Source organism: Pseudomonas sp. DSV-1 (genome assembly GCF_035830915.1).
GTDB lineage: Bacteria > Pseudomonadota > Gammaproteobacteria > Pseudomonadales > Pseudomonadaceae > Aquipseudomonas.
Map to the genome: position 1 here is coordinate 2,438,159 of NZ_JAYMYG010000001.1, position 14,219 is coordinate 2,452,377.

Sequence of the window (14,219 nt, forward strand, 5' to 3'; positions counted from 1 at the left end):
CCATATAAAGGTTTAAAAGGGGCGCATTCGTAAAATCTGCGCACCGTCAAAAGGGTCAGTCAAATAGTGCGCCTGGACCCCGAAGGTGGCCTCAAGGCGTTGTGGGGTCAGGACTTCAAGGGGGCTGCCCAGCGCCATCAAACGACCTCGCTCAAGAATCGCCAGGCGATCACAGGTCAGCGCCTGGTTGAGATCGTGCAATGCGATCAGGGTCGTCACGGGCAAGGCCTTGACCATTTTCAAAATGGCCAGCTGGTGCTGGATATCAAGGTGATTGGTGGGCTCGTCCAGCAACAGGATCTGCGGGCGCTGGGCCAGAGCCCTGGCGATGTGTACACGCTGGCGCTCACCCCCTGAGAGGCTGCGCCAGGTTCGGCTGCGCAGGTGTGTTGCATCCATATCGATCAAGGCCTGCTCGACGATGGCCGTGTCGTTGCCAGACCACGGGCACAATGCTGACAGCCAGGGGGTGCGGCCAAGGGCGACAGCATCGAACACACTAATCCCATCATGGGTATCGGCATGCTGTTCAACCACCGCCAGTTGTTGCGCAATGGTGCGTTGGCTCATTTTTCTGAGCGGCTGCCCGTGGATAAAGGCTTCGCCACGGCTGGGCACACGCAGATTGGCCAGCAGCTTGAGCAGCGTGGATTTGCCCGAGCCATTAGGCCCGATAATGCCCAGGGTCTCGCCAGGGAGCGCACTCAGGTTGATGCCTTGCAGCAGTTGAGCAGCACCGACGCAGTAATTCAGGTCGCTGCAACTCAATACTGGAATTGCCTCATTCATCGGGCATTTCTCCTGCTGATCAGAATCAGCGCAAAAACCGGCGCACCGATCAGCGCGGTAACGACGCCTACAGGGATCACCTGGCCCTTGATCAGGGTGCGGGAAAGAATGTCGGAGGCGATCAGAAACAATGCCCCGCCCATTGCGCTCAAGGGGACCAGGCGCCCATGGCCGGTGCCTGACAGCAAGCGCACGGCATGGGGGATGACCAGCCCGACAAAACCGATGGAGCCAACAATGGACACCATCACCGCAGTCACCAGGGCTGCACAGCTGATCAGCAACAGTTGCACCCGGCGCACAGGAATTCCCAGTGACGCCGCAGAGTCCGTACCAAACGTGAACGCATCCAGTGCCCGTCTGTGCCACATGCACACCGCCAGCCCGAGCACTGCCACTGGCACTGCCAGCCATACCGAGGACCAGCGCACGCCACTGAGGTTGCCCAACAGCCAGAACATGATCCCGCGGGCCTGTTCAGAGCTGGCCGATTTGGTGATCAAGAACGCGGTGATCGCGTTGAACAACTGCGAGCCGGCTATTCCCGCCAGAATGATCTGGGCACTGGTACTGGCTGGTCCGCTGACGCGAGCCAGCAGAATGACCAGAGCAAAAGCGGTGATGGCTCCGGCAAAGGCTCCTGCAGACAGGGAGATGGCGCCCGCACCCAGGCCCAATACCGCCACCAGCACGGCACCGGTTGAAGCACCGGCAGAAATGCCAAGCAAGTAGGGGTCGGCCAAGGGATTGCGCAGCAAAGACTGCAACACCACCCCGCACGTCGCCAGCCCGGCACCACAGGCTGCAGCCACCAAGGCACGGGTCAGGCGATAGTTCCAGACAATGCCTTCGTCTATCGGATCAAGCACATACCCGGCGCCCCACAGCTTGTTGGCCAGCACCTGGAGCACCACGCCCGGGGCGATCGGCGTTTCGCCGATGGTAACCCCGCCAAGCACTGCCAACAGCAAGGCCACGAAGGCCAGCAGTGTGAGCATCAGCCTTGCACTCATTTGGGCAGGTCGTAGGCATTGATGGCTGTCGCGAGTGTTTCGAGCCCGTCGAACATGCGCAGGCTGGCCTGCATGGCATGGGCATCAAGGATGATGATGCGGTTGTTTTTGACGGCATCCATGTTGCGGGTCACAGGGTCGGTGCGCAGGAATTCGAGTTTTTTCTCAACGTCATCGGCCGGGAAACGACGTCGATCCATGCGTGCGATGATCAGGAACGTCGGGTTGGCCTTGGCCAGGGTTTCCCAGCCGACGGTTGGCCATTCTTCATCGGATTCCACAACATTACGTATGCCCAGGGTATTGAGCATAAAGTCGGGGATGCCCTTGCGACCTGCAACGTAGGGGTCGATATCCAGGTCGGCACTGGAGAACCAGAACAGCGCGCTGGTGTGGCTCAGGTCCTTGCCCTTGAGCGAGTCGGTGGATTTTTCAAGGTCGGCCTTGAGCTCGGCATTGAGCTGTTCGCCGCGCTTCTGCACGTCGAAGACTTTAGCCAGCTGGGTGATGCTCCTGTAGACGCTGTCAATGCTGAATGCCTGCAGGCGCGTGCCGTCGGCACCGAGCAGATTGTCCTTGCCCTCACAGTCCGAAGGCATCAGGTAAGTGGGGATTTTCAGCTCATGAAACTGTTCGCGAGTCCCCACCACGCCCTGCGGGCCCACCATCCATTCCAGTTGCACCGCCACCAGTTCCGGGCGTTTTCCAATCACCGACTCAAAGCTTGGGTCGTTGTCGGCAAGCCGCTCGACCTTGTCGTTCTGCGCCTTGTACCGGGCGGGTACATCGTTGAACCACAGCGAGGTGCCCGCCAGTTTGTCGCCCAGGCCCAATGCATAGAACATCTCGGTACCGGCCTGGCCGATGGTCACGGCACGCAGGGGTGCGTGCTGAAAGGTCAGCGAGCTGCCGCAGTTTTCGATTGTCAGGGGGTATTGGGTAGGGGCCGCATGGGCCAGTGCTGGCAAGGCAAGGGTGGCAAGAAGGGTAACAGCGCGGTGCAACAGCATGATGCAATCTCCATTTGATCGTACACAAAACGCAGGTGTACAGCCGGGAACACATCACCGAGCACTGTTGGCGCAACAGCACGAGAGCAAGGATGCCTTCCCCGGACACCCCGCCGGTTGGTTTTTTGACTTTGCCGGCAGGTCTCCTGACTGATGGGTCATCGCCTGGCTCCAGCCTTCCCGGGAGGTATCCCAGTGGCAAACACGGAGCAGGCTCGTCATCTACAGTTGCGGGGGCAGTTCCGTTTGGTGCGACAGAGGCACTTCGGATTCCCTTTTAACCCCCCCGTGGGGGGGACCGGCGGCGGGATGATAGTCGATCTTGTTTGCAAGAGGGAGTGGGTGTCAGATTCAGAAATACTTGAGCCAGGCAATATCTCTGCGGCGGGCTTTCAAGGCAGCAAACCAGCGCACAGGCCAATACAGCGATGTGGCCAGCAGTACTGCCGTCAGCCATACCGCAGCGATACTGTCAAAACCGAAGTAGTTGCCCTGGTTCTGGCCAAACAGGGCGACACTCGCCACATACAGCACTTTGAGCACGTACAGGTGCAACAGGTAGAAGAACATCGGTGCAGCGCCGAAAACCGCCAGGGTGGCGATCCACTTGCGTTGCCCGGCCCGCTCAAACCCCAGTAGCAGCAACAGGCCAGCCCCCAGGGTCAAGGCGAGAAACAGCAGCGAAGGCGGGTATTTGGTGATGTTGAAAAAGCTCATCAGGCCCTGCGTGAACCCGTCATGACTCACCCACGGCACTTCTCCATAGCCATTCAGTAAACGCAGTACGACAAAACCCAGCAGCGCCACCGTACCTGCAAGCAACAGATAGCGCTGACGTACGTCAGCCGGGGCAGAGCGGGCAAACCAGGGACCCATGCAGTAACCCAGCGCGATCACACCGATCCAGGGCAGCACAGGGTAAGACGTGCGCAGGCGCAAGTTGTCCGAGAACTCGATCCAGCCACGATCATGCAAAATCGCCCAAGGGATATGCATCATCGAATCCACGGGGAAATGCAGGGTATCGAGCAGGTTATGCCCGGCGACAATGACCAGGCCCAGTACCAGCAACAGTGGACGGGGCAGCCAGACCAGCGCTGCAAGGGCAATCATGCTCACGCCAATGGCCCAGATCACCTGCATATAGATGACCGAGGGCGGGAACTGGAAGGTCCAGGCGAAATTGACCAGAGTGAACTCCAGCACCACCAGAAACAGCCCGCGCTTGAACAGAAACGACGAGACATCGCGCTTGCCCTGATACTTTTCGCCGTACAAAAACGCCGACAGACCCGTCAGCAAGACAAATACCGGGGCACACAGGTGGGCTAGGGTCCGGCTAAAAAACAGGGCAGGGTCGGTGATGTCGACGTTCATGGGATCGGACACCTGGCGGTGCAGAAAGAACGTCTCGCGCACATGGTCCAGCAGCATCAGGAGAATAACCAGGCCACGCAGGGCGTCGATGGACAGCAGGCGCTTGTTGGGAGGTGGAGCGAGGGTTGCGGTAGTCATTGAGGGATCACAGGCAAGGAGTGCATACAAGGTATTGATACCTTATAACATTTCCGTTTGCGCTGTCATCCCCATGAGAAAGATTCGCAAGAATTGGGTGTTTGTTAACGCCGAATTTTTACCCAGGCCATCAACAGCGCCGAGGACAAAACGCCTGCGGTCATAAAGATATAAGCCGCTCCGGGATTTCCAGTGAGGCCGATCAGGTAGCCAACGATCCACGAGCCGACAAAGGCACCCAATGCTCCACACGCATTGATCAAGCCGATGGCGCCGCCGAACACGTTTGCCGGAATGACCTCCGGAATCAGCGCGAAAAAGGGCCCGTAGGGTGCGTACAGCGCGGCACCGGCAATTGTCAGCAGTGCAAACGACACCCAAAAGTGCGAAGAACCGATCAGGTACGAACAGAAGAAGGCCAGTGCACCCAGTGCCAGCAGTGGCCAGACGAAACGTTTTCGTTGCTGGGTTTTGTCTGAGGCCCAGGACACCGCCAGCATCGCGGCAACGGCAGCGACATAGGGCACTGCACTCAGCCAGCCGACGGTGACGATATCCGCAGCAGCGGCCTGTTTGATGATGCTTGGCAGCCACATGATGAAACCGTATACGCCAATGCTCCACAGCGCGTGAACACAGCACAGCTGGATCACCACAGGGCTGGTGAACGCCTGCCGGTAATTACGGACTTGCTTCATGCCTCTCTGTTCGTCCGCGAGGGTCGCGGCCAGTTGGGTTTTTTCCTGGGCAGTGAGCCAGTCGACCTGCTCGGGCTTGTCCCGCGCCATGCGCCACCAGACAAATGCCCACAGCACTGCAGGCGCGCCTTCAATCACAAACATTTCGCGCCAGCCCCAGGCCTGAATCAAATACCCGGATACCACCGACATCCACAACACCGTGACCGGATTGCCCAGTACCAGAAAAGTATTGGCCCGCGAACGCTCCTTGCGGGTAAACCAGTTGCTGATGAAAATCAGCATCGCCGGCATGACTGCCGCCTCAACAATCCCCAGGGAAACGCGAATAAACATCAGCATGGGGATATTGGTCACCAGGCCCGTGGCCATGGCGCAAAAGCCCCACAAAATCAGGCTCCAGAACACCAGTTTGCGCACACTGTATTTCTGCGCGTAGATGGCGCCAGGCACCTGGAAAAAAAAGTACCCCAGGAAAAACAGGGCACCTATCAGCGAGGACATGCCCTTGGTGATACCCAGGTCCTGCTCGATCCCCGCCGCACTGGCAAAGCCATAGTTGGCCCGGTCCAGATACGCGAGGCTGTAGGTAATGAAAATCAGCGGGATCAGATACAGCCAGCGTTTGGACGCAAAGCCTTTGGTCGTTACCTGGGTACTGGCTCTATTGGTCAAGGGCAGTGCAGGTTCTTTAAGAATGCTCATGGGTGTTCCTTGTTATTGTTTTTTGCGGGTGCGGGTCAAACAACGCTGGTCAAGCCTCCATCCACAAACAGCGTCTGACCGTTGATGAAATCCGAAGCCGGGGAGGCGAGAAACACGGCCGCTCCGCACAGCTCTTCAACACGCCCCCAGCGGCCCGCCGGGGTGCGTTTGCACAGCCACTCGGAAAACTCCTGGTTGTCGACCAGGGCGCGATTCATCTCGGTGGCGAAGTAGCCCGGTGCCAGGCCATTGGCCTGAATACCATGACGTGCCCATTCTGCGCACATGCCTTTGGTGAGCATCTTTACTGCGCCTTTTGAGGCTGCGTACGGCGCGATGGTCGGACGCGCGAGTTCGCTTTGCACCGAGCAGATATTGATGATCTTGCCGCGCCCGCGAGCAATCATGTGCCGGGCAACCGCCTGGGACACATGGAACACACCGTCCAGATTGACCCGCATCAGGTCGTTCCAGTCGCTTTCGGCAAAGTCCTCCAGCGGCGCACGGCGCTGAATGCCGGCGTTGTTGACGAGAATGTCGATGGCGCCGGTGTCGGTCTCGAAAGCATTGATCGCGGCAAACAGTTGCTCACGGTTGGTGACGTCAAACGCTGCGAATTCTGCCTTCAGGCCCTCCTCGCGCAGTTGGCTGGAAATTGCGCGGGCTTTTTCGATATTACGATCGTTGATCACCACAATTGCCCCGGCAGCGCCAAGGCCACGTGCCAGCTCCAGGCCGATTCCTTTGCCTGATCCTGTGATCAGGGCACGACGACCCTCAAGCTGGAAGCTGCTGATATTGAATGACATGCTGTTCTCCACAAACGGCCGCTTATTGTTGTTACCGGCCCTGTGGTTACTTCACCTCACGCCAGTGGAGGAGTCCAATCGTCATTGATGATCTCGTAATCAATTATTTTGATCAGCGCTGAGGCTGCTCAATCCACCTGCGGGCATCCATCAACGTTGCCGTCGATCAGTGAGCAGGAACGTAATCACTGCGCGGCGTGTCCATGAAGTCTGTATTGCCATACCGGCGATGGCTGGTAACAACGATGAGGTGAATATGCGCAGCTTGATTTCTGCATCACTATTGGCTGGTTTTTTGTGTGCACTGCCTTACGCAGCCCAGGCTGGCGATGACAAACCTGCGGACTGCAAGCCCGGACAGATACTCGCCGAGTCCATGGACCTGAGCAGTTGCTATGGCAACGGCGACAAGGCTCCGGACCAATACACACGGGAAGAAGTCGCGATCAAGGACTGGAAAGCCAAAGGGCTTCCACAGCCTGGTGAGCATGAGCAGTGGGTACAGATAAGCGGGCACTATGTGTTGGTCAACCGCGTGAATGCGGTCATCAAGGAGATCCGCACCAAGAACGCCAAGGTGCTCGGCAAGTAACGCCCACAGCGTGCAACCGGGTTCAAAGCCGCCTCAGGCAGAGGCGGCATCACGTGTCATCTTTCACCCGCTTCGCGTCCGTGGGCGGCAGTAGCCAGTAGCCCGGTATCGACGCGTACAAAAATGGAATCGCCGACCGCCGTCAGCACATCGCCTGCATAGACTTCACACAGAATCCGCGTCTTGCGCCCCACATCACCTTCAACCCTGGCCCGCAGGGTCAGTGGCACGCCCATGGGGGTGGGTTTGATGAACTTGATTCCCAGGTTGCCCGTAACGCAGTTGATGCGCGGCTTGCTGGCCACATCGCGGTTCTCCTGGCGGTAGTGATAAGCCATTGCCGTCCAGTTGGAGTGACAATCAACCAGCATTGCGATCATGCCGCCGTACACCAGCTCGGGCCAGCCGCAATACTTGGGGTCAGGCAAGTGTTCGGCGATGACATGCACGCCGTCCTCGTGCCAGTAGCTCTTGATATGCAAACCCTGGGAATTACTGCTGCCGCAGCCGTAGCACACGCCATCTGGCGCGGCGGTATCCTGCAAGGAGGGAGTTAGCTGACTCATGCCGTGATCATCCTTAATGGTGTGCCCTTTACGTTAACGTAAAGATAGACATTTTTCCTCGCGGATCATGCAAGCGATGTTCGTTTTCATGAAATGTAGATCGCCAACCGTTGAATGGGTGAACTCTACTACTTGGCCACAACACGGCTTGCATCAGGGCGCTTTCGGGACGGCTGGACAGAGGCCTGTTGACACCGGGAGCGGCAGGACTGCGCCAGCATTCAGAGGGTCTAGGCCTTGGTTGCGGCCCTGGGTTAGGATCATCGAAAGCAACAATGGACTCCCTCGATGACAGGATGCGATCTGGATGCAAACCCCCTTTTCTCGAATCAGCGAGCGCTTGCACAATCGACGGTTTTGCGTAGCCGGCAATACCCACGGGCTTTCGGGTGCAGGTACGGTATTTCATTACCTGGTCGATGAGCATGGCATTTCAGGCACTTATCAGGGCGGTCGGATCCGTACGGGCAATCAAGTCGGGCGCGTGACAGGTCCCGACAGCATTGAGCTGCTTTTCCAGTGCCTGACCACCGAAGGTGAGCTTCTTTCTGGCTGGTCCCGCGGCACGGTAGGTGTTGATTCGTCAGGGCGTACGACTCTGGATTTTGTATGGGGCTGGCTGTCGGGCGCCACCGGCGGTGGCGAGTCAAGTTACGTAGAGCTTGGCGGGCACCTTGGGCTGCTGCCTGTATAAGTTGCCTACCTCCCCAAAAAAAACGAGCTCATGCACACCGCCGCAATGGCAGGTCACTGCGTCGGGTGGCCTTTGCGCGCGCGTAGCAGAGGCCTGGATGAACGAAAGACATTGATCATTAAGGGTTCCTGAAGCATCAAAATTATTTGTGTTTATGAAAAATTTATATTGATTTTTTTAAGGGTGATACGGCTTTAGCATAAATCCACCTTGAAAAAGCCGTTGAGCAGCTCGCGTGCTGTTCGACTTCATAAGCCAATAAAAACTGCAGCCGGAGTCTTGATGAGCCTTTCTCCTTTCCACCTCGCAATCCCTGTTTATGACTTGGTCGCTACACGCACCTTTTACGGTGAAGTGTTCGGGCTCTCCGAGGGGCGATCCAGCACCCAATGGGTTGACTTTGACTTCTACGGTCACCAGTTGGTGATCCATGAACACCCCAAGACCGCCTCTCAGGAAAGCGTGCACAGCAACCCGGTAGACGGCCACAACGTACCGGTGCCGCACTTCGGCATCATTCTTGAGTGGGCACAGTGGGAAGCCCTGGCCGAGCGACTGAAATCCTTCGGTACCGAATTTGTGATTGAACCCTACATCCGATTCAAGGGGCAGGTCGGTGAGCAAGCCACCATGTTCCTGTTTGATCCGTGTGGTAATGCCCTCGAGTTCAAAGCGTTCAAGGACATGAGTCAGCTCTTCGCAAAATAATAAAAAACCTGGCGCAATACCGTTGCGCCAGGAAATCTCAAGTGAGCATGAAGCTCATGAATCTAGCTACTGCCTGATGCAGTCCTTTCATACAAATAAAAGGCTAGACATGAAACGTATCCCATTAGTTTGGCAAATTATTGCTGGGCTGTTGCTCGGCGTGCTCGTGGGTTGGTACTTCAATACCCACCCACAGAATCAAGTATGGGTAAGTACCGAGATCCTTAAACCCCTTGGAGACATCTTCATCAAGATGATGAAGATGGTGGTTGTTCCCATTGTCTTTTGTTGCATGATCCTCGGCATCGCAGGGGGAGGTGATAACAAATCCTTTGGCCGTATGGGCGCAAAGTCCCTGATTTACTTCTTTGCGATCACCAGCCTGGCCATTGTCATGGGGCTGATCTTTGCCAATGTGTTCGAGCCCGGTAAAGGCACCGAGATAGCAGGCATTGCGCACAGCGGCACTTCTACGGTCACCATGGAGCCTTCAAAAGGCGCGCTGATCATTCTGCAAAATATCGTGCCCGATAACGTCATCGTTGCAATGTCGGAAGCGAAGTTGCTGTCAGTGCTGTTTTTTGCCGTACTGCTCGGGATGGCGTTGAACGCATTACCCAAAACCAGGAGTGCGCCGGTCATTGCGGTTATTCAGGGTTTGTCTGATGCAATGTTCAAGGTCGTCTCGTTTGTCATGGCGTATGCGCCGATTGGCGTGTTCGGGATGATCGGGGCGACAGTCGCGACCTTTGGCTTTGCTTCACTGTTGCCATTGCTCAAGTTGATTGGTGTCGTGTACCTCGCACTGATTACCTTTGCCCTGGTGTTCCTGGGAGGTATTTGTTATCTGATCGGCGAAAACGTGTTCAAGCTGATCAAGTACTTCAGGGATGAGCTGATCCTGGCTTTTTCCAGTGCTGCCTCGGCAGCCGTGATGCCACAGTTGATCAGCAAGCTCGAAGCCTATGGCGTTCCACGGCGAATTGTCAGCTTCGTGGTACCGGTCGGTTACGCCTTCAATTTGGATGGCGCGTCCATTTTCCTGGGAGTGGCGACGATCTTTATCGCTCAGCTTTATGGCATTGAACTGTCGCTGACCCAGCAAATTCTGTTGGTGGTGACGATGGTCTTGACGTCAAAGGGCGCAGCAGGAGTGCCTGGGTTCGCGATCATTATTCTCTCGGCCACCCTGGCATCGGCCGGACTGCCGTTGGAAGGGGTCGCATTGATCGCCGGTATTTTCAGGATCATCGACAGCGGAACAACGACCTTGAATGTTCTCGGGAATGCCATTGCTCCCCTGGTGATTGCCAAGTGGGAGAGGGCTCCACTCGTACGTCAGGCTAGCGCGAGCGTTGGGCAAAGCGCGTGATCTGAGATGTATAAGAGCCTTCCACGTTGAGAGCGTCGAAGGCTCTTTTTTATGTCGATTGAGCACAGGGCTGGGAGCTGAGCTGTATGCGCACAGATGCGAACGTATAAAGTTGACGGACAAGGGTTGTGAGCCGACGAAAAATAATCAGCTTTAAATAATGGATCGACCGCGTAAAATCAGTCCCCTGTACGAGGGCAGGAGCCCGCCTGCCAGGAAAACGCAAACGACGCCCAGCGCGTCATTTGATTCCTGCAGGTCGCTCAGGATGACAGGCCGTACGGGTGGGCCAAACTGCTCAATTCGCAATCGATTGCGTGTATTACTTCCACCCAGTCTTACCCGTGTAGATAACATTCGTCCGAGGTGCCAACGTGTCCAGACTTTCCCATCAGCAACTGCGGGTCGAATTTCGCAAGTTACTCGCTTCTACATCCTGCTTTCACACCGCCTCCGTGTTCGATCCCATGTCTGCCAGAATTGCCGCCGACCTGGGTTTTGAAGCCGGTATCCTGGGCGGTTCGGTTGCTTCGCTGCAAGTATTGGCAGCCCCAGATTTTGCCCTGATCACATTGAGTGAATTTACCGAGCAGGCGACCCGGATCGGGCGTGTGGCACAGTTGCCGATCATTGCCGATGCCGATCATGGTTACGGCAACGCACTCAACGTGATGCGTACCGTGGCGGAGCTGGAGCGTTCCGGTGTGGCTGCATTGACCATCGAAGATACCCTCCTGCCTGCGCAGTTCGGCCGCAAATCGACCGATCTGATCTCGATTGAAGAGGGCAGTGGCAAGATCAAGGCTGCCATTGAGTCTCGCGTAGACCCTGAGCTGGTGATCATTGCCCGAACCAACGCCGGGACGCTATCCGTCGAGCATGTGAAATCCCGTATCAAGGCTTACACCGAGGCTGGTGCAGATGGTATTTGCCTGGTTGGCGTGAAGGATTTTGCTCACCTTGAGCAGATTGCCGAAGGCGTCGAGCTTCCGCTGATGCTGGTGACTTACGGAAACCCCGAACTGTCCGACAGCCAGCGTTTAGCTGCGCTGGGCGTGCGGATCGTTGTAGCCGGGCATGCGGCTTATTTTGCTTCGATCAAAGCCACTTACGACTGTTTGCGCGAACAGCGCAATGTCACCTGCAGCACCTCTGATCTGAGTGCTACAGAGTTGACCCACACTTACACGCGACCAGAGCGTTATCAGGTGTGGGCCAAAGAGTTCATGAACGTAGACGAGTAGTTAAATAAAGTGATCATGTTCAGCGACTGATTACCGTGACAGGCATCAGGTTTTTTTCAGAACCTGCTCGGTAATCAGCTGGACAAGTGACTTCACAGGCTCGGTGAGGCTGCGGCGCGCGCGATGCACGAGCCCGATATCACGATGAAATGTCCGTTGCTTCAGGTCTATGGCCCGAACCTCTGCCGGCCATCCTTGATGGGTTGCCGTTTCTGGAACCAGCGCAACACCCACCCCATTGGCAACCAGCTTGATGATCGCATCCAGCTCATCGAGTTCGCATACTTCTCGCAAAACCACATGGGTTTGGCGCAAGAATCGGTCAACCTGCCGACCGCCGAAAGACGATCGGTCGTAACGTATGAATGGCTGGGTCGAGACCAGTTCAGACCAGTCATCCCCGGGCATGTCGGCCGGTACGATGAGCCGATAGGGTTCGCGCGCCAGCGTTGTCCATCGCAAGTCACTTTGAAGTGAGAAAGGCGGGCGGATGATCACGGCCATGTCGATCTCGCCAGCATCCACCTGATTGACCAGCTCCATTGAAAGGCCCGGAATCACTCGAGTCCTGCACTCCAGGAATTGTTGGTGAAACTGCGCCAGCGCTTCCGGTAAAAACGAGCGTTGCACAGAGGCAATGGCTCCAATCGTCACCAGAATGCTTGCAGGCAGCCCCACGGTTGTTGTGCCCAGATTCTTGAACTGGCGTACCAGCTCCTGTCCCTGCAACAGCACTTGATGCCCCATCCGGTTGAGTTGGGCCGAGCGGCCTTGTCGGTCAAACAGCTCGACGCCGAGTTCAGCCTCAAGACGTTGCATTTGCGCACTGACAGCTGCCTGGGTCAGCCCTATCTTGCTGCCCGCAGCCGCAAAGGTGCCTTCTCTCGCCACGGCGATGAGGGTTTTCAATTCTTTAATCATGGACAAATAATAATTATGTTTACGCGGTAAATATATTCATTTCTGTTGTTGGTTGTCGTCGGTGACGGTGAAGCCAACTCACCGGTTTCAGGGCGGATACGTCGTCTATGAGCACGTTGCCCATCGCTGGCTGGAGGGGCGTGTGCGCACCGTTTAAAAGCATGCGACCCGCGATGCTTTTTTGATAGCATGCGCCGCACTATGAAGAAACCAGTCCAAGACATGCGCCAGCACATCATTGATGTCGCCCGATCGCTTATGACCCACAAGGGTTACACGGCGGTTGGCCTGACCGAGTTGCTTGGCGCCGCCGGCGTGCCTAAAGGCTCGTTTTATCACTACTTCCGCTCCAAGGATGAATTTGGCCAGGCACTGCTCGAAGAGTACTTTGAAGAGTACCTCTCGCGGGTTGATGTGCAGATGGCCAAAGAGGGCAGCGGGGCAGAGCGACTGCTGAATTACCTGCGGTATTGGGCCAAGACACAGGCTTTTGATCACGCCGACCAAAAATGCCTGGTGGTCAAGCTGGGGGCAGAAGTGTGTGATCTCTCCGAAAACATGCGTGCCGTCCTTGAAAAAGGCACTGCGCGGATCATCGAGCGGATGACTCGCTGCGTTGAGCAAGGCAAATCCGATGGTTCCATCACCGCGCCCACTGAAGCCTCTGTACTGGCAGAAGCGCTTTATCAGATGTGGCTGGGTGCCTCTTTGCTGGTCAAGGTCAACAGAACCCACGCACCGTTTGATGTGGCGTTTGAAATGAGCCGTCGGCTGTTGGCCTGAAAAGCAGTCAGCGCAAAGCCAGCCTCATCATTGGGCAAGGGAAGGGGTGAGCATCGCCACGGCGGTGGCGCCGATGCCCTCAAGGTCTTCACGACTGGCTCCATCATGGGCCTGCAACGACATGCCTTCGAGCAATGTATTCAACGCACTGGCGAGAATGCGGGTATTGGTCTGCGGCTTGAGCTGACCGTCCTCAACCCCGCGATCCAGTCGTTGCTGCAGGTAGTCCCGACCTTCCTGGCGCAGGGCTTTGAGTGCCGCCGAAACCTCTGCGGCATCCTCTGAAACGTTGACCGCCGCGAGAACCACCATGCAGCCACACGGAGCCATGGGTTCTGTCAGGATGGCGGCTGATGCCTGGAAAAAGTCGCTGATGCTGCGCACCAGGTCCGGCTCACTGCCCATTTTCTCCCAGGTGGCATCCCAGAAGGTCGCTTCGTAGTAGTCGACGGCTTCCAGAAACAACTTGGCCTTATTCCCAAACGCCGCGTACAGGCTGGGTGGGTTGATACCCATCGCGGTACACAGCTCTGCCACCGATGCAGGTTCATACCCGCGCCTCCAGAACACCGTCAGGGCCCGAAGCAGCGCCTGGTCGCGGTCGAACGTGCGAGGGCGCCCCTTGGTGCGCGGAGCGGAAGATGAGATGGCGTTGGTCATGGGGCGGACTACCTTAATGCCTGTCGCCAGAAAATCGCGTCTGGAGACGATGTTTAGGGGCCGATGATACACAAAATGACCCGAGCCCGTTGTGCGGTGCCAGCTGGCGGCAGTTTGAGGCAGGCCAGATACGACAGACC

At 56.8% G+C, this 14,219-nt stretch carries 15 protein-coding genes and 1 riboswitch; of the genes, 6 read left to right on the forward strand and 9 right to left on the reverse strand.

Annotation, left to right across the window (positions count from 1 at the left end; genetic code table 11):
* Positions 1-12 precede the first annotated feature (12 nt).
* The 6 genes from VSQ83_RS11410 to VSQ83_RS11435 all read right to left on the reverse strand — a co-directional run bounded on the left by VSQ83_RS11410 (position 13) and on the right by VSQ83_RS11435 (position 6,539).
* Complete coding sequence (locus tag VSQ83_RS11410; protein WP_133079190.1) at positions 13-789, reverse strand: ATP-binding cassette domain-containing protein; 777 nt, start codon at positions 787-789, stop codon at positions 13-15.
* Positions 786-1,790 carry a FecCD family ABC transporter permease gene (locus VSQ83_RS11415; RefSeq protein WP_326427705.1) on the reverse strand — a complete coding sequence of 335 codons (1,005 nt, stop codon included), beginning with the start codon at positions 1,788-1,790 and terminating at the stop codon, positions 786-788. The genes VSQ83_RS11410 and VSQ83_RS11415 overlap by 4 nt, the downstream gene beginning before the upstream one ends.
* A gap of 8 nt (positions 1,791-1,798) precedes the next feature.
* Positions 1,799-2,812, reverse strand: a complete 1,014-nt coding sequence (locus VSQ83_RS11420) for an ABC transporter substrate-binding protein (protein ID WP_133079188.1) — start codon at positions 2,810-2,812, stop codon at positions 1,799-1,801.
* 119 nt (positions 2,813-2,931) lie between these two features.
* Positions 2,932-3,130, reverse strand: a riboswitch (cobalamin riboswitch).
* 33 nt (positions 3,131-3,163) lie between these two features.
* Positions 3,164-4,327 carry a DUF1624 domain-containing protein gene (locus tag VSQ83_RS11425; RefSeq protein ID WP_326426766.1) on the reverse strand — a complete coding sequence of 388 codons (1,164 nt, stop codon included), beginning with the start codon at positions 4,325-4,327 and terminating at the stop codon, positions 3,164-3,166.
* A 104-nt stretch (positions 4,328-4,431) separates the two neighbouring features.
* Complete coding sequence (locus tag VSQ83_RS11430) at positions 4,432-5,730, reverse strand: MFS transporter (protein ID WP_133079186.1); 1,299 nt, start codon at positions 5,728-5,730, stop codon at positions 4,432-4,434.
* A gap of 35 nt (positions 5,731-5,765) precedes the next feature.
* On the reverse strand, positions 5,766-6,539 hold the full coding sequence (locus tag VSQ83_RS11435; RefSeq protein ID WP_133079185.1) for an SDR family NAD(P)-dependent oxidoreductase: 774 nt from the start codon (positions 6,537-6,539) through the stop codon (positions 5,766-5,768).
* A 256-nt stretch (positions 6,540-6,795) separates the two neighbouring features.
* Between VSQ83_RS11435 and VSQ83_RS11440 the strand changes: the two genes are divergently transcribed.
* A complete protein-coding gene (locus VSQ83_RS11440; RefSeq protein ID WP_326426768.1) occupies positions 6,796-7,131 on the forward strand; it encodes an RcnB family protein in 336 nt (111 codons plus the stop codon).
* A 56-nt stretch (positions 7,132-7,187) separates the two neighbouring features.
* On the opposite strand, the gene VSQ83_RS11445 is transcribed toward VSQ83_RS11440, so the two are convergent.
* Positions 7,188-7,697, reverse strand: a complete 510-nt coding sequence (locus tag VSQ83_RS11445) for a PaaI family thioesterase (RefSeq protein ID WP_326426770.1) — start codon at positions 7,695-7,697, stop codon at positions 7,188-7,190.
* Between the two features lie 307 nt (positions 7,698-8,004).
* Between VSQ83_RS11445 and VSQ83_RS11450 the strand changes: the two genes are divergently transcribed.
* The 4 genes from VSQ83_RS11450 (at position 8,005) to VSQ83_RS11465 (ending at position 11,715) form a co-directional block, all read left to right on the forward strand.
* Positions 8,005-8,391 carry a hypothetical protein gene (locus tag VSQ83_RS11450; protein ID WP_326426772.1) on the forward strand — a complete coding sequence of 129 codons (387 nt, stop codon included), beginning with the start codon at positions 8,005-8,007 and terminating at the stop codon, positions 8,389-8,391.
* A gap of 282 nt (positions 8,392-8,673) precedes the next feature.
* A complete protein-coding gene (locus VSQ83_RS11455) occupies positions 8,674-9,099 on the forward strand; it encodes a VOC family protein (RefSeq protein ID WP_133079181.1) in 426 nt (141 codons plus the stop codon).
* A gap of 109 nt (positions 9,100-9,208) precedes the next feature.
* A complete protein-coding gene (locus tag VSQ83_RS11460; protein ID WP_326427706.1) occupies positions 9,209-10,471 on the forward strand; it encodes a cation:dicarboxylate symporter family transporter in 1,263 nt (420 codons plus the stop codon).
* Positions 10,472-10,845: 374 nt separating this feature from the next.
* On the forward strand, positions 10,846-11,715 hold the full coding sequence (locus tag VSQ83_RS11465; RefSeq protein ID WP_133079179.1) for an isocitrate lyase/PEP mutase family protein: 870 nt from the start codon (positions 10,846-10,848) through the stop codon (positions 11,713-11,715).
* 45 nt (positions 11,716-11,760) lie between these two features.
* Here VSQ83_RS11465 and VSQ83_RS11470 read toward each other — a convergent pair whose 3' ends face one another.
* A complete protein-coding gene (locus tag VSQ83_RS11470) occupies positions 11,761-12,636 on the reverse strand; it encodes a LysR family transcriptional regulator (protein WP_326426774.1) in 876 nt (291 codons plus the stop codon).
* Between the two features lie 201 nt (positions 12,637-12,837).
* Here VSQ83_RS11470 and VSQ83_RS11475 point away from each other — a divergent pair, with 201 nt between their 5' ends.
* Positions 12,838-13,419: a TetR/AcrR family transcriptional regulator gene (locus VSQ83_RS11475; protein ID WP_326397880.1), complete on the forward strand. Its 582-nt coding sequence runs from the start codon at positions 12,838-12,840 to the stop codon at positions 13,417-13,419.
* A 27-nt stretch (positions 13,420-13,446) separates the two neighbouring features.
* On the opposite strand, the gene VSQ83_RS11480 is transcribed toward VSQ83_RS11475, so the two are convergent.
* Entirely contained in the window at positions 13,447-14,079 is a 633-nt protein-coding gene (locus VSQ83_RS11480) for a TetR/AcrR family transcriptional regulator (protein WP_326426776.1), read from the reverse strand.
* Positions 14,080-14,219 lie beyond the last annotated feature (140 nt).